Annotated in this window: 23 protein-coding genes; 9 read left to right on the top strand and 14 right to left on the bottom strand. The window is 59.7% G+C overall.

Translation table 11 applies throughout. The annotated features are described in order from the left end of the window. Positions 1-144 precede the first annotated feature (144 nt). From AGR13A_RS10895 to AGR13A_RS10880, 4 genes are read left to right on the top strand one after another with little or no spacing between them, the layout of a single operon-like run. Positions 145-984, top strand: a complete 840-nt coding sequence (locus tag AGR13A_RS10895; protein WP_080835404.1) for a glycosyltransferase family 2 protein — start codon at positions 145-147, stop codon at positions 982-984. 20 nt (positions 985-1,004) lie between these two features. Beyond that, positions 1,005-1,292: a lipid-A-disaccharide synthase N-terminal domain-containing protein gene (locus tag AGR13A_RS10890; RefSeq protein ID WP_080835401.1), complete on the top strand. Its 288-nt coding sequence runs from the start codon at positions 1,005-1,007 to the stop codon at positions 1,290-1,292. Continuing rightward, the gene (locus AGR13A_RS10885; RefSeq protein WP_167377470.1) at positions 1,267-2,775 is read left to right on the top strand and encodes an ArnT family glycosyltransferase; all 1,509 of its coding nucleotides are present in this window, start codon (positions 1,267-1,269) and stop codon (positions 2,773-2,775) included. Before AGR13A_RS10890 ends, AGR13A_RS10885 begins: the two co-directional genes overlap by 26 nt. Next, positions 2,765-3,613, top strand: a complete 849-nt coding sequence (locus tag AGR13A_RS10880) for a phosphatase PAP2 family protein (RefSeq protein WP_080835394.1) — start codon at positions 2,765-2,767, stop codon at positions 3,611-3,613. The genes AGR13A_RS10885 and AGR13A_RS10880 overlap by 11 nt, the downstream gene beginning before the upstream one ends. Before the next feature lie 313 nt (positions 3,614-3,926). On the opposite strand, the gene AGR13A_RS10875 is transcribed toward AGR13A_RS10880, so the two are convergent. The 6 genes from AGR13A_RS10875 to lgt all read right to left on the bottom strand — a co-directional run bounded on the left by AGR13A_RS10875 (position 3,927) and on the right by lgt (position 9,948). Next, positions 3,927-4,859, bottom strand: coding sequence for a ribose-phosphate pyrophosphokinase (locus AGR13A_RS10875; RefSeq protein ID WP_035220711.1), 933 nt, complete (start codon positions 4,857-4,859; stop codon positions 3,927-3,929). A 220-nt stretch (positions 4,860-5,079) separates the two neighbouring features. Then, on the bottom strand, positions 5,080-5,832 hold the full coding sequence (locus AGR13A_RS10870) for a hypothetical protein (protein ID WP_080835391.1): 753 nt from the start codon (positions 5,830-5,832) through the stop codon (positions 5,080-5,082). 90 nt (positions 5,833-5,922) lie between these two features. Next, positions 5,923-7,074 (bottom strand): M24 family metallopeptidase, encoded by a 1,152-nt coding sequence (locus AGR13A_RS10865; RefSeq protein WP_080835388.1) that lies wholly within the window; start codon positions 7,072-7,074, stop codon positions 5,923-5,925. Then, the gene (pgeF, locus tag AGR13A_RS10860) at positions 7,075-7,869 is read right to left on the bottom strand and encodes a peptidoglycan editing factor PgeF (protein ID WP_080835385.1); all 795 of its coding nucleotides are present in this window, start codon (positions 7,867-7,869) and stop codon (positions 7,075-7,077) included. It lies immediately after the preceding gene. Between the two features lie 150 nt (positions 7,870-8,019). Then, positions 8,020-9,120, bottom strand: coding sequence for a class I SAM-dependent methyltransferase (locus AGR13A_RS10855; protein WP_080835383.1), 1,101 nt, complete (start codon positions 9,118-9,120; stop codon positions 8,020-8,022). 15 nt (positions 9,121-9,135) lie between these two features. Then, a complete protein-coding gene (lgt, locus tag AGR13A_RS10850; RefSeq protein ID WP_167377536.1) occupies positions 9,136-9,948 on the bottom strand; it encodes a prolipoprotein diacylglyceryl transferase in 813 nt (270 codons plus the stop codon). 310 nt (positions 9,949-10,258) lie between these two features. Here lgt and AGR13A_RS10845 point away from each other — a divergent pair, with 310 nt between their 5' ends. The 4 genes from AGR13A_RS10845 to AGR13A_RS10830 all read left to right on the top strand — a co-directional run bounded on the left by AGR13A_RS10845 (position 10,259) and on the right by AGR13A_RS10830 (position 12,628). Further along, complete coding sequence (locus AGR13A_RS10845; RefSeq protein WP_035220242.1) at positions 10,259-10,522, top strand: accessory factor UbiK family protein; 264 nt, start codon at positions 10,259-10,261, stop codon at positions 10,520-10,522. Between the two features lie 431 nt (positions 10,523-10,953). Beyond that, complete coding sequence (locus AGR13A_RS10840; RefSeq protein WP_003494682.1) at positions 10,954-11,454, top strand: YbjN domain-containing protein; 501 nt, start codon at positions 10,954-10,956, stop codon at positions 11,452-11,454. 2 nt (positions 11,455-11,456) lie between these two features. Then, positions 11,457-12,275, top strand: coding sequence for a pyrroline-5-carboxylate reductase (gene proC, locus AGR13A_RS10835; RefSeq protein ID WP_035220243.1), 819 nt, complete (start codon positions 11,457-11,459; stop codon positions 12,273-12,275). Between the two features lie 11 nt (positions 12,276-12,286). Beyond that, positions 12,287-12,628, top strand: a complete 342-nt coding sequence (locus AGR13A_RS10830; protein ID WP_035220244.1) for a tRNA-binding protein — start codon at positions 12,287-12,289, stop codon at positions 12,626-12,628. 115 nt (positions 12,629-12,743) lie between these two features. Here the strand turns inward: AGR13A_RS10830 and AGR13A_RS10825 are convergent, their stop codons facing one another. The 4 genes from AGR13A_RS10825 to AGR13A_RS10805 all read right to left on the bottom strand — a co-directional run bounded on the left by AGR13A_RS10825 (position 12,744) and on the right by AGR13A_RS10805 (position 16,320). After that, positions 12,744-14,123: an ATP-binding protein gene (locus AGR13A_RS10825; protein ID WP_080835377.1), complete on the bottom strand. Its 1,380-nt coding sequence runs from the start codon at positions 14,121-14,123 to the stop codon at positions 12,744-12,746. Between the two features lie 132 nt (positions 14,124-14,255). Further along, on the bottom strand, positions 14,256-14,969 hold the full coding sequence (locus tag AGR13A_RS10820) for a response regulator (RefSeq protein WP_035220248.1): 714 nt from the start codon (positions 14,967-14,969) through the stop codon (positions 14,256-14,258). A gap of 2 nt (positions 14,970-14,971) precedes the next feature. Further along, complete coding sequence (locus tag AGR13A_RS10815; RefSeq protein ID WP_035220715.1) at positions 14,972-15,499, bottom strand: MarR family winged helix-turn-helix transcriptional regulator; 528 nt, start codon at positions 15,497-15,499, stop codon at positions 14,972-14,974. Positions 15,500-15,714: 215 nt separating this feature from the next. Then, positions 15,715-16,320 (bottom strand): DUF1236 domain-containing protein, encoded by a 606-nt coding sequence (locus AGR13A_RS10805; RefSeq protein WP_080835374.1) that lies wholly within the window; start codon positions 16,318-16,320, stop codon positions 15,715-15,717. A 233-nt stretch (positions 16,321-16,553) separates the two neighbouring features. Here AGR13A_RS10805 and AGR13A_RS10800 point away from each other — a divergent pair, with 233 nt between their 5' ends. Further along, entirely contained in the window at positions 16,554-17,198 is a 645-nt protein-coding gene (locus AGR13A_RS10800; RefSeq protein WP_035220250.1) for an MBL fold metallo-hydrolase, read from the top strand. 95 nt (positions 17,199-17,293) lie between these two features. On the opposite strand, the gene AGR13A_RS10795 is transcribed toward AGR13A_RS10800, so the two are convergent. From AGR13A_RS10795 to AGR13A_RS10775, 4 genes are all read right to left on the bottom strand, one after another. Beyond that, positions 17,294-17,509, bottom strand: coding sequence for a cold-shock protein (locus tag AGR13A_RS10795; protein ID WP_003494703.1), 216 nt, complete (start codon positions 17,507-17,509; stop codon positions 17,294-17,296). A 444-nt stretch (positions 17,510-17,953) separates the two neighbouring features. Next, complete coding sequence (locus AGR13A_RS10785; RefSeq protein ID WP_035220253.1) at positions 17,954-18,856, bottom strand: DMT family transporter; 903 nt, start codon at positions 18,854-18,856, stop codon at positions 17,954-17,956. Positions 18,857-19,039: 183 nt separating this feature from the next. Continuing rightward, positions 19,040-19,351 carry a hypothetical protein gene (locus AGR13A_RS10780; protein WP_080835371.1) on the bottom strand — a complete coding sequence of 104 codons (312 nt, stop codon included), beginning with the start codon at positions 19,349-19,351 and terminating at the stop codon, positions 19,040-19,042. A 149-nt stretch (positions 19,352-19,500) separates the two neighbouring features. After that, positions 19,501-20,430: an EAL domain-containing protein gene (locus tag AGR13A_RS10775; protein WP_080835369.1), complete on the bottom strand. Its 930-nt coding sequence runs from the start codon at positions 20,428-20,430 to the stop codon at positions 19,501-19,503. Positions 20,431-20,600 lie beyond the last annotated feature (170 nt).

The following is a 20,600-nucleotide window of genomic DNA, read 5'->3' as shown; positions in this document are numbered from 1 at the left end:
TGTTTACGGTCGCGTTAAGGAGCCGGAGAATTGTATGATTATTTCCCGCATACCGCGAGAAAATTGCCGACCCCGGAGGCGTGATAACCCGTAATAAAACTGAAACAAAACGGGCGCATACCGTGCGAAGTTCAACGGCTGTTCATATTCATGCAAGCTTTTCGCGCTCCTTCTCCCGCCACTATCGACGATGTTTGCGGAACTCGCGCAGACGGATATGACGGAGCCACCTTGAGACCGACCCCGGATTTCGCCGTTGTCGTGCCCATGCACAATGAAGAAGCGAGTGTCGAAACACTCGTGGCGGAGATTGTGGCCGCCTGTCAGCCGGTCGGCCGGTTCGAGATCGTCGTGGTGGATGACGCGTCCTCCGACCGCACGGCGGATGTCGCACTTTCGCTTGGCGGGCGTTATCCCATGCTGCGGCTGGTCAGGCACGACCGTCAGGGCGGGCAATCGGCGGCAATCCATAGCGGTGTGCAGGCGGCGCGTGCACCGATCATCTGCATGCTTGACGGAGACGGTCAGAACCCGCCGGACAATCTGCCGGCACTTCTCGCACCCCTTCTTACCGCCAGTGCCCCGAGCCGGCTCGGGCTCGTTGCCGGCCAGCGCGTTGGCCGGCGTGATACGCTTGGAAAACGCCTTTCCTCCCGCTTCGCCAACGGCTTGAGGGCGCGAATATTGAAAGACGGCACGCGGGACACCGGCTGCGGCCTCAAGGCCTTCCGCCGCGACGCCTATCTCGCCTTGCCCTATTTCGACCATCACCACCGCTATTTCCCGGCGCTGTTCAACCGTGACGGCTGGCAGGTCGCCCATGTCGACGTCACGCATCGAGCGCGCCTGCATGGCAATTCCCACTACACCAATATCGGCCGCGCGCTTGTGGGCATCCACGATCTGATCGGCGTTGCCTGGCTGTTGCGGCGGCGCAAGCGGGCAAGCTGGGCTGAAACTTTCAAAACGGAGACATCGCCGTGAATACACCGGCCTTATGGTCCATGCTGCATGTGGACAGCTGGAAGGAATTTCTCTGGGTCTGCATCGGATTCATGGGCCAGATGCTGTTCACCATGCGTTTTCTGGTTCAATGGATTTCGTCGGAACGGGCGAACCGTTCGGTCATACCGGTGGCCTTCTGGTATTTCTCCGTTCTCGGCGGTCTGGTGCTCCTGTCCTATGCCGTCTGGCGCCGCGACCCGGTGTTCGTCATGGGGCAGGCGTCTGGCCTGTTCATCTATGCCCGTAATCTCTGGTTGATCCATGCAGAACGCCGCCAGCATGCATGATGTGGCGGCGTTGCCCCATTTACAGGCAAGCGAGCAGCGCCGGTGGATGACGCTTGCGCTTGCGGCAATCGTGCTTGTGACGGTGCTGCGCATCCTCGGTCTTGCCCTCAACCGGACTGACCTCTTCGTTGATGAGGCGCAATATTGGTTATGGGGCCGCGAGATGGCGCTCGGCGCCTATTCCAAGCCGCCTCTGATCGGCTGGCTCATTCGCGCATTCAGCATTCTGGGCGGCGGCGAGGGCACATTTCAGGTGCGGCTTGCCGCACCCGTGGTCCATGGTGTGGCGGCAGCGGCCATTCTTGTGCTCGGGCGCATGATCTATGATGTCAGGCTCGCGTCGCTGGCTGCGGTCATCTATCTGACATTGCCCGCCGTGACGCTGGGCAGCCTGCTGATCTCGACCGATACGCCGATGATGCTGTTCATCGTGCTGTCGATGATCTGCATGCGCAAGCTGGCGTTGGCCCGAAGCGCGGGCAAACCGGCGGCGGGCTGGGGTCTTGCTCTCGGTCTCTGTTTCGGCCTCGGCCTGATGTCGAAATATGCGATGATCTATTTTCTGCCCTGTTTCATCGCCGCCGGCTGGCTTTGCGAGGCATGGCGCATCCGGCTGCGTGACGCGGGCATCGCCGCCCTTGTTTGCGTCGCCGTCATCGCTCCCAATCTGTGGTGGAATGCGGCCCATGATTTCATGACGGCGCGCCACACGGCGGATAATGCGAACTGGCACGGCGTTCAGCTGAAAATCGGCCCGGCGCTTGAGTTTTTCTTCTCGCAGGCGGGCGTTGTCGGGCCTTTCGTCTTCGTCGCCATGATCATCGCGACCTTCCGCGCGAAGAGCGCTGAAACCCGGGCGCTGGTCGCCCTTTCGGTGCCGATTGTGCTGTTGATAACGGCACAGGGGCTGATGTCGCGGGCGCTTGCCAATTGGGCCGTGGGGGCCTATGCGGCGGGCGTGCTTCTGGCGGTGCCCGTCCTGGCATCCCGGCGCTGGCTTACCATTTCCACCCTTGTGCTCGGCGGCATCGTTGCCATCGCGTTGCCTGTGATGACGATTGCCGGAACCGAATTGCGTCTGCCGAGCGGTGAACTGGCGATGAAGCGCTATCTTGGCCGCTCCGAGCTGGTGTCTACAGGTTTCGCGCGGGCGCGTGAGGCGGGGGCGGATGCCATCGTTGCCTCTGATCGCTCCATTCTGGCCGAGCTTTTTTATCAGCTGCGGGACGAGAAGGGGATCATGCTGCTGGCGCTGCCGGAAACCGGTGTTCCTTCCAGCCACTATGCCCTTCTTTATCCGCTGAAATCCGGCGAGGCGAAAACTCCGGTATTTCTGGCGATTTCGGACGCCCTGCCGGCTTGTCTTGCCGGTGAGGCACCGCTTTCCCGCTGGGTTGCCGGGCCGGGTTTTCTGGAAGGCAGGGAAATCGGAATCTGGCGCCTGCTCCCGCAATGCATTCCGGGGAGCGCCAATGGACGATGATCTCTCGCATATGCGGATCACGATCTGGGTGATGTTCGCCACATTGGCGCTCGTTATCCTGTTCGCGACCTTCCCGTCGATCGATCTTGCGGTCTCGTCGCTGTTCTTTTCTCCCGAAGGGCGTCTGTGGGCAGGTCGCGAGCCACTTCCCGAATGGCTTCGCGACACATTACGCGAGCTGACGGAACTCGCCGCTCTTCTGGCCTTCATCGTCTTTGTCGGCAATATCCGGCTGGGCGCTTTGCAGCGTACGGGCTGGCGGGTCTGGGCCTTTCTCTGGGGGCCGGTGGTTCTCTGCGCCGGGCTGCTGGTGAACGGGGTGCTGAAGGCCAATATTGGCCGTGCCCGGCCATTCAGCGTCAGCGATTTTGGCGGGCAGCAATTGTTCACGCCGCCTTTCCAGTTCAGTACGCAGTGTTATTCGAACTGTTCGTTTTCTTCGGGGGAAACCGCACTCATCGCGAGTTTTTTCCTGCCGCTCTGTGTGCTGGTCTGGCATCGCCTGCAATGGCGCGGGCGGTTTATCATGGGCAGTGCCGCCGCCGGCGCAACAATCCTCATGTCAGGCCTGCGCATTGCAGCCGGCGGGCATTTCCTCAGTGATGTCGTGATGTCGGTTCTGTTTTCGGCCCTGACAACGCTGTTTCTCTACCGGGTGCTGGCGATCTCCCGCCACCGCCAGGTGTTTACCGGCGATGCCGTTACAGCCGACGCAATCAGCCTGTGGCGTAATGGCAGCCATGCTGTCCGTGCCCGCTTCCGGCGTTGGTGGCCGAAAATCAAAGCCGCCGCCACACGCCTGCAAGGGCCTCCGGGTGCGGGGACGGCATCGTCCTGAGCGGCAATCAAGCGTAGCTGCTGCTGGCGCCCTGGACGCTTGCACGAGTTTCCGGGGACGAGGGTAGAGCCTTGTCTTTCAGGGACACGCATTGCTCGGTGGAACACCGCTATATCCAGCGTCGCCTTGATCAAACATTTCATGCGTTTGCTTGAAAGGCGTTTGTATTTGGCGGAGGTTCAGGCTGTTGACGACCCTGTCTCGATACTCGACGTCATCCTCGGTCTTGTACCGAGGATTCACCAACGTGGCTCAAAATCAATAGGTTGCAGATGCTCGGGACAGGCCCGAGCATACAGGGACCGAGAGCGTATCAGTCGAACAGGCCGGAAACCGACTGTTCCTGCGCTGTGCGGTTGATCGCTTCGCCGAGCAGACCGGCTGTGCTGACCACGCGGATATTATGCGCGGACTGGACGGCGGTGGTCGGCTGGATGCTGTCGGTGATGACGAGTTCGCGCAGCTTCGAGGAGGCCACGCGGGCAACCGCGCCGCCGGAAAGCACGCCGTGGGTGATATAGGCGGTGACGCTGGTGGCGCCCTTCTTGAGAAGTGCTTCCGCCGCATTGCAGAGCGTGCCGCCGGAATCGACGATATCGTCGATGAGGATGCAATCCTTGCCGGAAACATCGCCGATGACGTTCATGACTTCGGATTCGCCCGGACGGTCACGGCGCTTGTCAACGATGGCCAGCAGACAGTCGAGGCGCTTGGCCAGCGCACGGGCGCGGACAACGCCGCCGACATCGGGCGAAACAACCATGACGTTATTGGTGTCGTAGTGGTCCTTCACATCGCGGGCGAGAATAGGCGCTGCGAAGAGATTGTCGGTGGGGATATCGAAGAAACCCTGGATCTGGCCGGCATGGAGATCGAGGGTGAGAACGCGGTCGGCGCCGGCTTCGGTAATCAGATTGGCAACGAGTTTGGCGGAAATCGGAGTGCGGGGGCCGGCCTTGCGGTCCTGGCGGGCGTAACCGAAATAGGGAAGCACCGCCGTGATGCGCTTTGCCGAGGAGCGGCGCATGGCATCGATCATGATGAGCAGTTCCATCAGATGATCGTTTGCCGGAAACGACGTGGACTGGACGAGGAAAACGTCCTCGCCGCGCACATTTTCACTGATTTCTACGAAAATTTCCTGGTCAGCAAACCGCTTTACGGTGGCATTTCCCAAGGGAACGTTGAGATACTTGCAGATCGCTTCGGCAAGGTGCCGGTTCGAATTGCCTGCGAAAACCTTCATTGCGGCCGCCTGTTTCCATGCCATCGCCTTGCGCCACGGAAAAGTGTTTGCCGTAACCAAGCGTCGTTCAAGGGGAGGAACATCCGGCCGAAAAGCCTTTGCCGGATACGCCTTGTTGCCATGCGCGCCTTAATAGCGCTGTTGCTTCCGATTGCAAGAGGACTCCGCGCTTTCGCAATGATTTTCGTGAAATCTCTGTGACTTCTCCCGTCGTTTCACCTCATCCGCGTTGAGACTGCTTCCATGACGAATAGTCGTTCAGCGTTTTTGCGGCGATATCCTGCATGACCCTGTCGGTCACGGCGGCCCATGGATCGCTGCCCCTGGCGGCTATGGTTTCCTGCCCCTGCAGGCGGTGAAGCCTGACACCATTGGCGTCCAGCACATCCCAGACATAGATGACATTGACCTTGCCGCCATCGGCGAAGGCGGAGAAATATCCCTTCAGGATGTTCTCAGCCGAATTGTCGTTGGACGCGCGGATTGTCAGTCCCTTTGCCCGTGCCTCGGCCCCCAGCTGACGCGAAAGCGGCGTGACGGCCTGAACGGGGGCGCCGATGATCGGCAGGAAACGGATGGTGTTGCCGGAGGAAGCGGCGGGGGTCAGCGCTGCCGTCTGCTGCGCCGGCTGTGGTTGGCTGGCAGGCAAGGATTGGGCAGGTGGCTGGCTTTGGCTGAGAGGCTCGCCATATTGGTTGCCGTTGGAAAGCGCCTGTGCCTGCGCCTGCAGGGAATTCTGCGGTGCATAAGCGGGCACGGAAGACGCCGTTGCCGGAGCGCCGGCAGGCGCGCGGTCGGCGGCAGCGGCCATCTGGTCGAGATCGCCCTGTGTCACCGGGCCCGATTGTGAGCCGTTGTGGCCGACATCCACCTGCGGCGTCAGCGCCTCTGTCGTGTTACAGGCCGACAGGCCCAGCACCAGCGCCGGGACGACGAGGGCTGGGAAAAGGGGGCCTAACCCCTTCCGGCTCATGCGATGTTCCCTCTCATGTTCCGCTCCTTCTTGCCCAAGGTGGCGGCAATGTAGGGCCGGTTTTCCCGCTCTGTCAAACCCGGTGGCGATTTAAGCTGTGAGAAGATCGAGACTATGGCGTGAGAGCGGCTCGGGAGCGCCGTCCGTGGTCAGATAGGTCTGGCCGAGCGTCATCGCCGTGCCGGAATCGGAATCCATCACGATCATGTGCACGAACAGCGTCATGTCGCTGGTTATCTCCTGCGGATTGCCGGTGTGGAACATCTGGTGCTCCATCCAGGAGGGCGAGAAACGTGCGCCCAGCGAATAACCGGAGGAATTCAGCCGATGACGGGTCAAGCCGCGTTCGTCCATGACGCGGGCATGCACGTCGAAGACATCGCCAAAGGTCTTGCCCGGCTGCAATACTTCTTCGATGGCGGTGAGGTTTTGCAGGCAGGCGCTGTAAAGCTCCTTCTGGCGGAAATCCTGTTCGCCGATCACCACAGTGCGCATCATGGCGGCATGGTAATGGGCGCTAACGCCAGCCCATTCCAGTGTCAGCTGATCCTTGTCGTCGAGCCTGCGGCGGCCGGCCTTGTAACGGCACAAAAGCGCATCCGCGCCGGAGCCGATGATGAATTCATTGGCAGGATAGTCGCCGCCGCCGCCCAGAACCGCACCCTGCATCGCTGCAAGGATGGAGGCTTCGTCGGCACCCGGCTTGATGAGTTCCAGGGCTGCGTCCAGAGCCGCATCCGCTAATTGGCCGGCCCTTCTGGCATAGGCGATCTCGGCGGGACTTTTGACGAGCCGCAGGGTGCTGACCAGATAGGAGGCGTCGATCATCTGGCAGAAGCTGGCAAGCTGGTTGTCCAGCAGGCGGGCGACGCGCCCGGTCATGCCGTGGGTGTCGTATTCAACGCCGATCTTGGCGCCGAGCAGGTCGAGATCGCTCAGGAGGTTTTTAAGATCGAGTGTGGGGTCGGCGTTGGGCCGGTCGACCCAGATGAGAATATTTTCGATGGTCGAGGTATTGCGGGCCTGACGCAGATCCGCCGAACGGGTCAGAAGCGTCATGGAGCCGTCCGACTTGACCACCAGTGTCTGGAAGAAACAATAGCCGAAAGTGTCGTAACCGGTCAGCCAGTACATGCTTTCCTGCGCGAAAAGCAGCATGGCGTCCAGCTTCTCTTCCGCCATCTTCGCAATCAGCCGTTCGCGGCGGGCATCGAATTCCGAGAGCTCGAAGTGCAGGGCCATTTAGTCCTCCAGAATTGCGATTGCGGAAATCTGCCGCCCGTAATCGGGCTCGGCTCTGTGGGTCGTGCGGCGGTAGGAATAGAAACGTTCTTCGTCGGGATAGGTGCAGAGGCCGAGATTTTCCGCCCGCACACCCGTCTTGACCAGACGGTCCACCGTAAACTGCTTGAGGTCGAACAGGGCGTGGCCGTCTTTTTCGGAGGCGGTGAAGTAGGCCGCATAGGCGGGATCGAAATCGGTGAAGCGGGCCTTATATTCCGGTCCGACCTCGTAATTCGCCTGGCTGATGGAAGGGCCAAGCGAGGCGGCGATGCGGTCGCGGTTGGCGCCCAGCTTTACCATGGTCTCGATGGTGTTTTCGAGCACGCCGAAGAGGGCGCCCTTCCAGCCGGCATGGGCGGCGCCCACGACACCGGCTTCCGCATCGGCAAAGAGGATCGGGCCGCAATCGGCGCTCAGCACGCCAAGTACGAAGCCCGGCGTCGACGTCACCATCGCATCGGCCTGCGGGCGGCTGCCGTCATAGCTTTCATCGACCACGAGGACATCAGGGGAATGGACCTGATGTACGGTGGCGAGGCGTTCCGGGGACAGGCCGAACCATTGCGTGACGCGCCGGCGGTTTTCCTGCACCAGCTCCGGCTCGTCATTGGAGCCAAGGCCGACATTGAGACCCTGATAAAGACCCTCGGAGACGCCGCCCTGCCGGGTGAAAAAACCGTGGCGGACGCGGTTTTCACTGAAGGCGGCGAGCAGGGGGCTCTGGATCGGGAGCGGCAAGGTGTCGTTCTGCATGGTGCGGGAGTTCCTTGGAGAATATCGCTTTTGGCCAGTGGGATGGGTCAAGCGAGATGTTTCCTGTTGCCGCTTCGTTGCGCGGCGCGTGTGATGCAGTGTGCCTGCTTCGTGTGTCGCGGCGATGTTGGCCCAGAGGTTATTGCGCTGTCAATCCACCGCGCGAAACGGCAGGAGATGGAGCGCGGGACTTGAAACGGCGATGACCTTGAAAAGTTCCCCCATCTTGCCGGCGCCTTCGCCGGCGAGACGGTTTACGGCTTCGGCGATTTCAAGCGTCTGGTCGGGCGTCGCCTTTGCGGCAAGCGCAGCTGCCCGCTCCTTGAGTCCAAGACCATAAAGAAAGTCGCCCTGTCTCAAGGTGCCATTGACATGTACACCGGTTGCCTCGGCAGTCCTGACGAGGCTTTCGAAATCGACATGGCTGGTGAGATCCGCTTGCCCCGGATGGGCAAGTGGCGGATCAAAGGCATGGTCGCGCATGGCCTGCAATGTGTCACCAAATCCGGCAACCAGGTGGCCGTAATCGATGGCGAGCGCCGTGCCGCCATGGATCGACAGGCGCTGGCAGATCGCCGTCATGACGGCTTCACGGGCGGGAGAGATTTCGAATATGGTGCCGACCGGCTGCCGTTCGGGCAGGGGCGGTAGCAGCGTCGGATCGATGCCGGCAAGGCCTGTCGAGAAGACGAGTTCGTCATTAACATCGAGGCTGACGACGCGTTCGCGAAAGCCCTGCGGCGTCCTGACGAATTGCCGGATCGGGATGGCATCGAAAAGCTCGTTTGCGACGACGAGCAGGAAGCCTTCCGGCACATCGTCGAAGCTCTCATACCATGTCAGCCGGTCAGCATGGGCGGTAAGCGTTTCCTTCTGGATGGCGGAAAGGCGAGGGCTGGTCTCCACCAGATGGACCCGCATCGTCTCGTAGAGCGGCGGCGCGATGCGGCGGATGACGCGCAGCATGTCCGACATCATCGTGCCGCGGCCGGGGCCTATTTCCACCAGCCGGGTCTGCGCGGGCGCGCCATGGCGCTGCCAGGCATGGACCACGAAAACGCCGAGCATTTCGCCGAAAAGCTGGCTGACCTCCGGCGCGGTGATAAAGTCGCCCGAGCGGCCGAAGGGTTCGCGGCTCTTGTAATAACCGTGTTCGGGATCAGCGAGGCAAAGCGAGAAGTAATCGGTGACGCTGAGCGGACCGTTGAGCCGGATAAGGGATTTGATGCGTTGCGCAAGCGGTGTCGTCATGGCAGGCCATACCGCTTAGGCGCTTATTTTCGCGCTGCGTGCGCGCAGGACGGCCCAGAGGCCCAGAAGGAACATCGGCGTGGAAAGCACCATGCCCATGGTCAGCCAGTTACCGGCGAGATAACCGATCTGGGCATCCGGCTCGCGGAAGAATTCCACGAAGATGCGCGACAGCGCGTAACCGCAGACGAAGATGCCGGTGACGATGCCGGGTGTCTTCAGCGCCCTGAAGGCGTAGATGGCGATTGCCAGAATGACGACAAGCACGAGGCCTTCGAGTCCGGCTTCATAAAGCTGGCTCGGGTGCCGCGCAAACGGGCCGCCGGTGGGGAACACGACCGCCCACGGAACATCGGCGATACGGCCCCACAATTCGCCATTGATGAAATTGGCGATGCGCCCGAACAGCAGGCCGATGGGCGCGACGGCGGCGACGACGTCGAACATGCTCCAGACGGGGATGCCGTTCTTGCGGGCAAAGAGGATCATGGCGATGGTAGTGCCGATGAGGCCACCATGGAACGACATGCCGCCGTTCCATATCTCCAGCGCCCTTATGGGATTGGCGGCGACCGCTCCGAGATCGTAAAACAGGATATAGCCGATGCGTCCGCCAAGGACGATGCCGCCGGCCGCCCACAGGATGAAGTCGTCAAGATGCTGCGCCGAGATCGGCGAGGTATCATTCGGCCAGAGGCGATCCGTACGGGCGAGGCGGCGGGCATAAAACCAGCCGAGCATGATGCCGGCGACATAGGCAATGCCATACCAATGGATCGCCAGAGGCCCGATGGACAGGGCAACGGGATCGATATTGGGAAATGGCATGATGGCAAGTTGGGTGGGAGCGGCTATCAATCCGTATATTCCGTCATCGTTGCTGGGCGGACAACAGAATGATCCATTGCCTCAAGGGGCCGGGCGATGATGCTCACCGGTCTCCCTGACGCCAAGGAAAATGGCGATTGCGGCGGCGGTGGTCAAGGCTAATCTTCGTGAGCGGATTGCGATGCCGGGCGCCCCGGGGAAAGGCCGCCATTTTTCGATTTCGCTTGCAAGGCGGCTGTCGAGTGCCTACCTGAAAGGCATCAATAGCGGGGATAAGGAATGCTCCCCGAACCGACGAAGGAACAGCGCCATGAGCACGACAGGCACCAATCGTTTTCTGGATGAATTCGCCAAGCTGATGACCGATGCGGCGGGCGCGGCGCAGGGTGTGCGCAAGGAAGCGGAGGCCGCTTTTCATGCGCAGGCAGACCGCTGGCTGAACAGCCTGGATGTGGTGCGGCGCGAGGAGTTCGACGCGGTGCGCGAAATGGCCATCAAGGCGCGTGACGAAAACGATGCGCTGCGCGCCCGAATCGAGGCCCTCGAAGCAAAGCTTTCGGCTGCAAAGGACTGATTTTAGCGCTTTTTCCTGATGGGTCCCGGATCGCCTGCGATTCCGGGGCTTTTTTGTTTGCGGGCCATGCAACTCGAAATAGTCCCCGGTTGTTCGAAACCGGCCTCCGCCCGCGAATTTTTTGAGGCCTGTGGACACTTTCAAAAAACGCAATCGCCAGAGTCGCTTATGTATCTCGCCTGAGGTGATGGGGGAGAAGATATCCACTGCTCAAAAAGCAAAAATGGGCCCCAAGGGGTGGCAGCAGGACTCGGCCATTATACACTGATTTTAAATGATGATTCGAAACGAACCTGGTAAGCTCCAGACAGGGTGAATGTGTAACTCTTTTGGTGTCGGGCAATCGTCTCAAGTGTTGAATCCGGTTTGTGTGTGCGTTTTGTGCCCGGCGTTCAAAACAGAACATTCAATACCGGCTGAGAAGGTGCCGCATGAGCCTGATGGAATTTGAAATTGAGCGTCAGTCCAATCCCGTGGACATGATCGAGATTGTCGCTGCCTCGAACGACTGGTCGTTCGAGCGTTCGGGCGAAGACGAGATCGCCATGACGGTGGCGGGTCACTGGGCCGACTATCACGTTTCCTTTTCGTGGATGGAGGAATTCGAGGCGCTGCATCTGGCCTGCGCCTTCGACATCAAGGTTCCCGATCAACGCGTCAACGAAGTCATTCGCCTGCTGTCGCAGGTCAACGGTCAGGTGCTGATGGGTCATTTCGATCTGTGGCGGCAGGAAGACGTGGTGATCTTCCGCCAGTCACTGCTGCTGGCAGGCGGCGCCGAACCGAACAATCAGCAGGTTGAAGTGCTGCTTTCCAGCGCGCTGGAGGCCTGCGAGCAATATTACCAGGCATTCCAGTTCGTCGTCTGGTCGGGGCTGGATGCGAAAAGTGCAATCGAAGCGGTCATGTTCGAGACCGTCGGAGAAGCGTGAAGATGGTGTACAAGGCTTCCGGTCCGCTCGTCCTCGTCGGCGCGGGCAATATGGGCGGCGCTTTGCTTTCGGGCTGGCTGAAAAAGGGCGTGCCGGGATCTCAGGTGATTGTCGTCGATCCACGCCCCTCCGACGCCATGCGGACGACGATTGCTGAAGCCGGCGCGGCCCATAGCGAAAGCGTCCCTGATGGCGTCAAGGCGGGGATTCTGTTCGTCGCGGTGAAGCCGCAGATGATGGACGTCGTTTTGCCGTCTCTCAAGCCCCTGTTGGGGCCGGATACGGTCGTCGTTTCGATCGCCGCCGGCACCACAATCGGCACTTTCGTTGCGCATTTCGGTGCCGTTGCCGCCGTGCGGGCCATGCCCAACACGCCGGCCATGGTGGGCCGTGGCGTAACAGGGGCCTATGCCAATGAGTTGGTGACGCCGGAGCTGAAGGCTGTGGTGGACGGCTTGCTGAAGGTCAGCGGCCCGGTGGAATGGGTGGAGACCGAAGGTGATATCGACGCGGTGACCGCCGTTTCGGGAAGTGGTCCTGCCTATGTCTTTTATCTGGTGGAATGCATGGCGGAAGCGGGCCGCAAGGCCGGTCTGCCGGCCGATGTGGCCATGCGTCTCGCACGCGAAACCGTGGCCGGTGCAGGCGAATTGTTGCACCAGTCCTCCGATGAGGCCGCGCGTCTGCGCCAGAACGTGACATCCCCGGGCGGCACGACGGCGGCGGCGCTTTCGGTGCTGATGGCCGAAGACGGGATGCAGCCCTTGTTCGACAAGGCAGTCGCTGCGGCGAAAACACGCGCCGAAGAGCTGGCGGGTTAAAGGGGCGGGGCATGAGCGGCGAAATTTCCTATGCCGATTTCGAGAGGGTCGATATTCGTGTCGGCACGATCATTGAGGCAGAGCCTTTTCCCGAAGCGCGCAAGCCGGCGTTCAAGGTGAAGATCGATTTCGGGCCGGAGATCGGCATCAAGAAATCTTCCGCGCAAATCACCGTGCATTATACGCTGGAAAGCCTTGTTGGCCGACAGGTTCTGGGCGTGGTGAATTTTCCGCCGCGCCAGATAGGCCCGTTCCGCTCCGAGGTTCTGACACTGGGCTTTGCCGATGGCAATGGCGACATCGTGCTTGCCGCCGTGGAGCGGCCGGTGCCGAATGGCGAGAAAATGTGCTGATAGGGCACAACGGCGCGCAGCACAAAGATTATGAAGGTGACTTTGCTTCCGTCATTCCAGCTCAAGGTGGAATGACGGGGTAGGCGAACCGCATTACCCTCTTCAATTGGATGGCCTAGGCCGGGATTTTGACGATTACCCGCAATCCACCCATCGGGCTTTGATCCAGCGATACGTCTCCACCATGGCTGCGGGCGATATCTCGCACGATGGAAAGGCCAAGTCCCGTGCCCGAGGCGTTGAGATTGCGCGCCTCATCCAGCCGGAAGAATGGCTTGAAGACATCCTCGCGTGACGCTTCCGGAATGCCAGGCCCGTCATCATCGAAGGTCATGATGATCGAGCGTGGCGCCTTGCGTATGTCGATATGGAGATTGGTGGCGTAACGGCGCGCATTTTCGGCCAGATTGGCGACGAGGCGGGAGAGGGCATTCGGACGCGCGATGATCCGTTCGATATTATAGAGCTCGTAGCTGAATGTCTTGCCGTGAAGCTCGAAATCATGGCCGATCTTTTCGAGAAGCGCCGGAAGCTCGAGTGTGCCGACATCTTCCTCGACGTCGGTGCGGGCGAAGGTGAGATAGGCCTCCAGCATCGACTGCATGTCCTCGACATCCTTGTCCAACCCTTCGAGGTCCGGATTGTCGCCCGCTAAGGCAAGTTGCAGCTTGAAACGGGTGAGGATGGTGCGCAGGTCATGGCTGACGCCATTCAGCATGGCGGTGCGCTGTTCCATCTGCCGTTCGATGCGTTCACGCATCAATATGAAGGCAAGGCCCGCCCGCCGGACCTCGTCTGCACCACGCGGAGAGTAGGCGCTGACCTTTTGTCCCTTGCCGAAATTCTCAGCCGCTTTAGCGAGCGATTCGATGGGTTTTATCTGCCCGCGCAGGAACAGAATGGAAATGGCGATCAGGACCAGCGACGCGCCGACCATCCAGACAAGGAAAATATGGGTGTTGGATGCATAGGCAGCGCTGCGGCTGGTAAAGACCCGCAGGGTTTTGTCTTCCAGCTGGACACGGATTTCAACCAGCGAGCCATTTCCATAGGTATCGATCCAGAACGGCCTGCCGATCTGCTGGGTCAATTGATCTGCGAGGATCCTGTCGAGAATGGAAAACAGCGGCTCGGGTTTTGGGGCGGGCAGGTCCGCCTTCGGTTCGATATAGACGCTGAGATCCAGTCTTTCACGGGCGATGCGGATGACGCGCTGATAATCGTCTTCTTCCGGGTCGGTTTGCAGAAGCTCGATGATTGCGGCAATGTCGCGCGTCACGGCGGTGGAAAGGCGTTCCGTCACCAGCTGCCAGTGTCGCTCCATGAAGACGGCCGCGACCACGGCCTGAAGCAGGATCATCGGCAGGATGATGATGAGCAGCGAACGGGTATAAAGCCCGGTGGGCAACCAGTGGCGCAGCCACCTGCCGGAGGTGCGCCAGGCTTTCGCTATGCCGCTTTTTCTGACCGTGCCGAGAAAATCGAGGCTCGCCATGCCGTCAGCCCGCCTTTCGCTGGTGCCGCGTCCTGTCGAAAAACGAAACCGATTGTCGACGGGACGATGCACGGATTTAACGTGGCAGAGCGCCCTTTGTGTGTCCAAAGATGCGCGGCGCTCTGTTGCTTGTCAGTCCACACTCAGCCGGTAGCCGATGCCGCGGACTGTCTGCAGATAGACCGGATTGGCAGGGTCGTCCTCGATCTTGCGACGAAGACGGTTGATCTGCACGTCGATGGTTCTCTCGCCCACCTCGGATTCTGCCTCGACCAGTTCGTGCCGCGGAATGGTGTCGCCGGCGCGCAGCGCGAAAAGCAGCATGATTTCCTGCTCCCGGTCCGTGAGGCGGATCGTTTCCGGGCCGCGCCGCAATTCCTTTTTGGGAATGGAGAAGCTGTAGGGGCCGAACATGATCTGTTCGATCTTGGGCGTATCGGGCGACGTGTTGCGCCGCAGGATATTGTTGATACGCAGCACAAGCTCACGCGGATCGAAGGGTTTGGCCAGATAATCGTCCGCGCCCGCTTCCAGTCCCGCAATACGGGAATCCGCTTCCGAGCGGGCGGTCAGGAGGATGACCGGCACGGATTTGTTCTCGTTCAAAGAGCGGGTGAGCGACAATCCGTTTTCCCCCGGCATCATCACATCGAGGATGAGGAGGTCGAAACGGATGCCCATCATCTTGCGCCGGGCTTCGGCCGCATCCGCGGCCACGGAGATGCGGTATCCCTTGTCGCCAAGAAAGCGCTGCAGGAGATCGCGGATGCGGGCGTCGTCATCGACAATCAGGAGGTGGGCGGCGTCGTCATCAGCCGGCGGGCGTTTTGTCGTCGCTGTCGCCATGATCAATCGCCTTCCGGGGTTGTCGGGCTGCGCATCTGCGCCAGGAACTGGCGCACGCAGGCCCGGGCCTCGGGCCCCAAGCCTTCCAGCGCGCGGTCGATGCGGCGCGATTGCGGCTCGCTCAGCGCAAGCGCCAGTTCTCGGCCTGTCAGCGTCGGATAGAGTCTGCGCTGGCGGCGGTCTTCCGGGCCCGCCATCTGGCGGATATAGCCGTCGTCGATCAATTGCTTGAGCACGCGGGCGAGGCTTTGTTTGGTGATCTGCAAGGTGTCGAGCAAATCCGCGACCGTCATGCCGGGCTGTCTGCTGACGAAATAGACGACGCGGTGGTGCGCCCGGCCATATTCCAGTTTTGACAGAATGACGTCGGGATCGGACACGAAATCGCGATAGGCGAAGAACAGCGCCTCGATCGTATCGAAGTCGATCTTGCCGTCGTCAACCTTCGGGAGTGCCGGTGTCTGCCTGGCGGCTGCGGTTTTGAGCGATTGCGGTGGCACTGCGGTTCCTTCATATTCTGCGGCTGACATGCGTCGATGCGCCAATATTCTGTAAACATAGCCGAAAATGCGTCCGCTCGGGAGAATGCCGCCGATCATTTTCTGTTGCGGTGGATAATATGCTGCGGGTGCGGGTGCAACTGGAATCCTGACCGACCTTTACCGCAAATAGAAAAGAGCGCGGAATGCCCGCGCTCTTCAATGGTTTGATGCCATCTATCCGGTCTGATGAATACCGGCTGGGTCTACTGGTAGACGTAGACGATCCGGTGCGTCGATGGTTCGACGAGAACCGGCACGTCGTTCACCCGGACATAACGGTACTGGTAGTCGGGTACTTCGACCAGCCGGGTGTCGGAGGGCAGGGTGGTGCCGACCACGACGTCACCATCGAAGGTGACGGTGTCCGCAGGGTGCTCGTCCATATAGGTGATGACCGCTTCGGGCGGGGTAATGTCCACATCACCAACGCGGCCGAGGTTTGGATCGCCGGGATTGGGTTCGGCCTGCACGCTCGCGGTTTTTTCGTATGTCACGACTGGCACTTCAATATCCGTGCGTCGCTGCTCGAGAATGACAGGAGAACCCTCATACATGACGTTCAGATAATCGGCATGTGCCCAACCGCGCAGGCCGTTGACTTCGATACGGCACCAGCTGCTGCCTTCCATGCAGCCGTCCAGAACCGCGTTACTGCCACGGGTGGCGAGGCCGAGTTCGGGATAGTCTTCACCCGGGCCTGAACGAACAGAAATGTCCGATGCGGTGGTGGCGACCATGGCGGCGTTTGCATAACCGGCCATCAGGGCGAAAGCGCCGCCAGCCATGAGCATTTTAAGCGTCTTGTCCATGTGTCTCACTCCTTTCAAGACTGGAGCTACAACGTCGCAGCCTTCCGGGCGTTCCACATTTTTCGCGGCGGGCTCCTGAAACTCACCCGCGTTTATCCTTTATCTTGTTGAAATTAAATCCGATTTTTAGAGCCATTAAAACCGTTGGGAGGCGATTGGTTTCCGTCGCCATTGTGTCGAAACCGGTCGCGGGCTATAGGAGGCAGGATTTGTCAGACAGGGAGATACGGGAAATGGGAAAGTTACAGGCGGGCATTATCCCGGTCACGCCGTTCGAGCAGAACTGCACCATTCTCTTCGATCAGGACACAAAGGAAGGTGTCGTCGTTGATCCCGGCGGGGATGTGGACGTCATTCTCCAGGTGGTTTCCGAAAACGACATCACGCTCAAGGAAATCTGGCTGACGCATGGGCATCTTGATCATGCCGGTGGCGCTGAAGAATTGCGCGAAAAGCTCTCTTTACCGGTCATTGGCCCGCACGAGGACGACCGGCCGTTGCTCGAAAGGATCGAGACGCAGGCCGAAAAATACGGGATCACCGGTCTTCGCAACGTCCTGCCGGACCAATGGTTGAAGGAGGGTGACAAAGTCTCTTTCGGGGATCATGTCTTCGAGGTCTATCATTGCCCGGGCCACGCCCCGGGCCATGTCATCTATTATAATCGCGACCAGCAATTCGCCCATGTCGGCGATGTGCTGTTTGCGGGGTCGGTCGGCCGTACGGATCTGCCCGGTGGAAACCATGAACAATTGATGGCGTCCATTCGAGACAAGCTTCTGCCGCTCGGAGATGATGTCGGTTTCATCTGCGGTCACGGTCCCGGCGGCCGGCTTGGAGAGGAGCGGCGGACCAATCCTTATCTCAAGGGTATCTGAGTTTCCCGTGTTGTGACGCCTGCCCGCGTCGGGCAGGCACAAAAAAACCCGGCATTCCTGCCGGGCTTCAACTAGAAAAGAAAGCCGTTTTAGGGTCAGCCAGCAATCTGCAGATTGACTGCCTTCGGGCCCTTGCCGCGACGATCCGGTTCCGTGTCGAAGCTCACTTTCTGATTTTCTGAAAGTCCGGACAGGCCAGAAGCCTGTACAGCAGAGATGTGAACAAAGATATCAGCGCCACCATTGTCTGGCTTGATGAAGCCGAAGCCTTTGTCTGTATTGAAGAATTTTACGGTGCCAGTTTCGGCCATGCATCAGGTCCTTTTCGCTCTGCCCGCGTTCAGCTACAGGCAGCATTACAGTTTTGCCCCGCGAGGGCGTTGGCAGGCAGTTCTTGACTATTGAGAAAAAGGACCTTCACAGCGGGAAGTAATGGCGTTCTCATCCAACGTTTTTCGTCCCACCGCCCGAGGTTTATAGCGTCCCCAGTGCGCAAATTTATAGGCCTTCCCATGCTCGCAAATTGCCCGAACCGCGGTAGAGTGATGCGTTTATCGAAAATTGGCAAGCAAAAGTTTTCACGGGCTTTTTGTCAGATAAAAAACCTGCGGTAGAATTACTGCGTGGAATCGCATATTTTTTCCGCATAATCGATTATTGATGAAATAATTGCCGTTCGCCTTTGGTTTTCCGGGCAAAATTTGAATATCGAACCCTGATTTTTCAGCGAATGAGAAAAATACGTTCTTTTGGCGTCAGGCCGCTCCAGCCATGGATTTTTGCCGCTTTCGCGTCAGTTCCGGCACCAGTTCGACGATCAATATGGCGACGAAAATGATCAGGCAGCCGATATAGCCGGCATTTGAAATGGTCTCCTTCAGGAAAACCGAGGCCAGCAAAGCGCCGAAAAGCGCCTCTGAGGACAGGAATATCGCAGCCTGCGGCGCCGTCGTGTAACGCTGGCCGATGACCTGCAGCACGAAGGCGAGGCCGGAGGAAACAAGGCCGACATAGAGAATTTCCGCCATCGACGCCTCTATCGAAGCCAGGCTGATGGGTTCGAAGAACACCCCGATCATGCAACTCAAAAGAGAGCAAACCGCAAACTGGGTGCAGGAGAGCGCAAGTGGACGCTCGCTTTCGGAAACGAAACGGCCGGCGAGCGTGATCTGGATCGCCCAGAAGAAGGCGCAGATGATGCTGAGAATATCGCCCCGCGTCAGCGTCTCGAACGCGCCGCCGGAGAGCAGGAATATGCCGCCCAGCATCATCAGGGCGCAGGGCCAGACGATCCAGTGGGGATGACGCCGGTAAAGGATGACGGCGATGACCGGAACGAAGATGACGTAAAGCCCGGTGAGGAAGCTGGAATTGGTGACGGTCGTGGTCAAAAGCCCGACCTGCTGGGTGGTGGCGCCGCCGAACAGGGCCAGTCCCACGAGAATGAAGCTGCCGATCTCCTTGCGGCGCGGCGGCGACTTTTTCGAACGGGTTTCCATCATCGCAAAGGGCAGTACGGCGATTGCGGCAATGGCGAAACGCAGGCCGACGAACCAGAACGGGCCGATCGAGGCCATGGCGGAGGATTGCGCGACAAAGCCGCCTCCCCAGATCGCTGCGGCGAGCAGAAGCAGCATATTGGCCTGAATACGCGTCATGATTGGCACCAGCACAGCAGGGGCCGGAAGATCATTCAGTCACGGCCTTGGAAATTCGGGGATTTTTTGAAATGTCGATCCGACGGTTTCGCTGGTGCTTTAGCAGCAAGCTGCCGATGCCGCAAGTCAGGGGAGATGGCCATAGCGAGTGCGGAAGCCGATGCCGCCCTTTATGGTGGCGGCCTATTTGAAGCGGCGGGCTTCGTCCTTCAGGCTTCGCCGGGTGAGTGTCAGGCCGCTTATTCCGAGGCCGATGAAGGCTGCGGCCGACAGAATGATAAGCAGGATGTGAGGACCGGCCTGCGATGTTGTCGCCACCTGCGGGATAGCGGATGTGTGCAGGGTATCGACCGCCTGAGCCGCTGCATTTGCCGAGGTTGCAATGCCGGCTGCCATGGTGACAATGACAAGAAACGCCGCGACCGCCATCCAGAGCGAGAACAGCGTTCTCTGCGCCCTCAACCTTTCAACGGAAGTCCGATCGTTGGTAAACATGGCGATTGCCTCTTGTCCCTGTTCCTGAAGGATAAAAGAGGCTTCGAAATGGACGGCTTGGAGACCGAATTCTGGCGTTCCAGAGTATTTATTGTGGCGATATTTGGGCGAGGCCGATTATGGGGCCATTGCCGCCGCCAATGGCGGCGTCAGAGGCCGCGTTTTCCGAAGGTCCGGGTCTGGCGCAGCGGATGCGCTTCAGGCGTTCGTTCGTCCCGGGAAAATGCCGGTGCGGCCGCGTTCCTGTCCGCTCTCGGCGAAGGGGAAAAATACTCGCTGCCAAGTTCGGGAAAGCGTGCGTCGAATGTTGTCGGCGCGAGCTCGGGTTTCGCCAGAACGTAACCCTGCATCAGCAGAACGCCCAGTTCCTCGCACAGTTCGACCTGCCAGCTGGTTTCCAGCCCTTCAAAGACTGGCTCTATTCCATCGTTGCGGAACTGGCTGACGATGACGCGCAGAAGGGCGGCGCCCGCCGAATTCTGCATAAAATCACGCACCCAGCCCGCCTCGAATTTCACATAGTCGGGCTTGATGAGTTTCACCCGGTCGATGTCGGAATCGCCGGCGCCATAGTCATCCAGCGCCACGCGAAAGCCGATATCATGCATGTGGTAGGCGAAATCGGCGACTATCTGCGTGTCAGACGCCTTTTTCTCGGAGATTTCGCAGACGATGCGGTCTGCGGTCATGCCGGCCTCGTGGGCGGCCAGCCGCATGCGTTCCACCTCCTGCCGCATCTTGGCAGGTGTCTGGAACAGGCCGGGATGGAAATTGACGAAGATGCGGGCGCGGGAACGATTGAGCCTGCCGGTATTGAGGATATGGATGGTGCGCAGGATGCTGTCGATATTTTCGATATCTTCAGGCGCCACCAGCGAGAAGAATTCACCCGGCGTCACCGGTTCGCCGTTGCGGTGGGGTCGCACCAGACCTTCGAAGGAATCGATGTCGAGCGCACCGCTCATCGTTCGGCGGAAAATGGGCTGCAGGGCCGATTTCAGGTTGAAGGGGCTATAGGCCGTGGACCATGTGCCATCGACCTCGCGGACAAGACTGGAAAAGATGCTTTTGGGCGCCATTTTTCAACCAGCTATAGAGACACGATCCCTAGGCTCGCTAATGTAGCGGATCAAGCGTTACTTCCGGGTTAAGCAAGCTTTAAATTCTTCGCTATGTCACATATGCCGCTTTTGGCCTTGAAAGAGCGTCTGTCTTTCGACATAGAAAATGCCGCAGAAGATGGGATTTT

The sequence above is a fragment of the Agrobacterium genomosp. 13 str. CFBP 6927 genome, from assembly GCA_900012615.1.
In the GTDB taxonomy this organism is placed as follows: Bacteria; Pseudomonadota; Alphaproteobacteria; order Rhizobiales; family Rhizobiaceae; genus Agrobacterium.
The sequence above is the reverse complement of the archived record's forward strand: the minus strand, read 5'-3'. Positions and strand labels throughout refer to the sequence as shown.

Coding starts and splice junctions, on each gene's coding strand:
- AGR13A_RS10890 (WP_080835401.1), top strand. CDS start 1,005: ATGCTGCATGTGGACAGCTGGAAGGAATTTCTCTGGGTCTGCATCGGA.
- AGR13A_RS10885 (WP_167377470.1), top strand. CDS start 1,267: ATGCAGAACGCCGCCAGCATGCATGATGTGGCGGCGTTGCCCCATTTA.
- AGR13A_RS10880 (WP_080835394.1), top strand. CDS start 2,765: ATGGACGATGATCTCTCGCATATGCGGATCACGATCTGGGTGATGTTC.
- AGR13A_RS10875 (WP_035220711.1), bottom strand. CDS start 4,859: ATGAAGGTTTTCGCAGGCAATTCGAACCGGCACCTTGCCGAAGCGATC.
- AGR13A_RS10870 (WP_080835391.1), bottom strand. CDS start 5,832: ATGAGCCGGAAGGGGTTAGGCCCCCTTTTCCCAGCCCTCGTCGTCCCG.
- AGR13A_RS10865 (WP_080835388.1), bottom strand. CDS start 7,074: ATGGCCCTGCACTTCGAGCTCTCGGAATTCGATGCCCGCCGCGAACGG.
- pgeF (WP_080835385.1), bottom strand. CDS start 7,869: ATGCAGAACGACACCTTGCCGCTCCCGATCCAGAGCCCCCTGCTCGCC.
- AGR13A_RS10855 (WP_080835383.1), bottom strand. CDS start 9,120: ATGACGACACCGCTTGCGCAACGCATCAAATCCCTTATCCGGCTCAAC.
- lgt (WP_167377536.1), bottom strand. CDS start 9,948: ATGCCATTTCCCAATATCGATCCCGTTGCCCTGTCCATCGGGCCTCTG.
- AGR13A_RS10845 (WP_035220242.1), top strand. CDS start 10,259: ATGAGCACGACAGGCACCAATCGTTTTCTGGATGAATTCGCCAAGCTG.
- AGR13A_RS10840 (WP_003494682.1), top strand. CDS start 10,954: ATGAGCCTGATGGAATTTGAAATTGAGCGTCAGTCCAATCCCGTGGAC.
- proC (WP_035220243.1), top strand. CDS start 11,457: ATGGTGTACAAGGCTTCCGGTCCGCTCGTCCTCGTCGGCGCGGGCAAT.
- AGR13A_RS10830 (WP_035220244.1), top strand. CDS start 12,287: ATGAGCGGCGAAATTTCCTATGCCGATTTCGAGAGGGTCGATATTCGT.
- AGR13A_RS10825 (WP_080835377.1), bottom strand. CDS start 14,123: ATGGCGAGCCTCGATTTTCTCGGCACGGTCAGAAAAAGCGGCATAGCG.
- AGR13A_RS10820 (WP_035220248.1), bottom strand. CDS start 14,969: ATGGCGACAGCGACGACAAAACGCCCGCCGGCTGATGACGACGCCGCC.
- AGR13A_RS10815 (WP_035220715.1), bottom strand. CDS start 15,499: ATGTCAGCCGCAGAATATGAAGGAACCGCAGTGCCACCGCAATCGCTC.
- AGR13A_RS10805 (WP_080835374.1), bottom strand. CDS start 16,320: ATGGACAAGACGCTTAAAATGCTCATGGCTGGCGGCGCTTTCGCCCTG.
- AGR13A_RS10800 (WP_035220250.1), top strand. CDS start 16,554: ATGGGAAAGTTACAGGCGGGCATTATCCCGGTCACGCCGTTCGAGCAG.
- AGR13A_RS10795 (WP_003494703.1), bottom strand. CDS start 17,509: ATGGCCGAAACTGGCACCGTAAAATTCTTCAATACAGACAAAGGCTTC.
- AGR13A_RS10785 (WP_035220253.1), bottom strand. CDS start 18,856: ATGACGCGTATTCAGGCCAATATGCTGCTTCTGCTCGCCGCAGCGATC.
- AGR13A_RS10780 (WP_080835371.1), bottom strand. CDS start 19,351: ATGTTTACCAACGATCGGACTTCCGTTGAAAGGTTGAGGGCGCAGAGA.
- AGR13A_RS10775 (WP_080835369.1), bottom strand. CDS start 20,430: ATGGCGCCCAAAAGCATCTTTTCCAGTCTTGTCCGCGAGGTCGATGGC.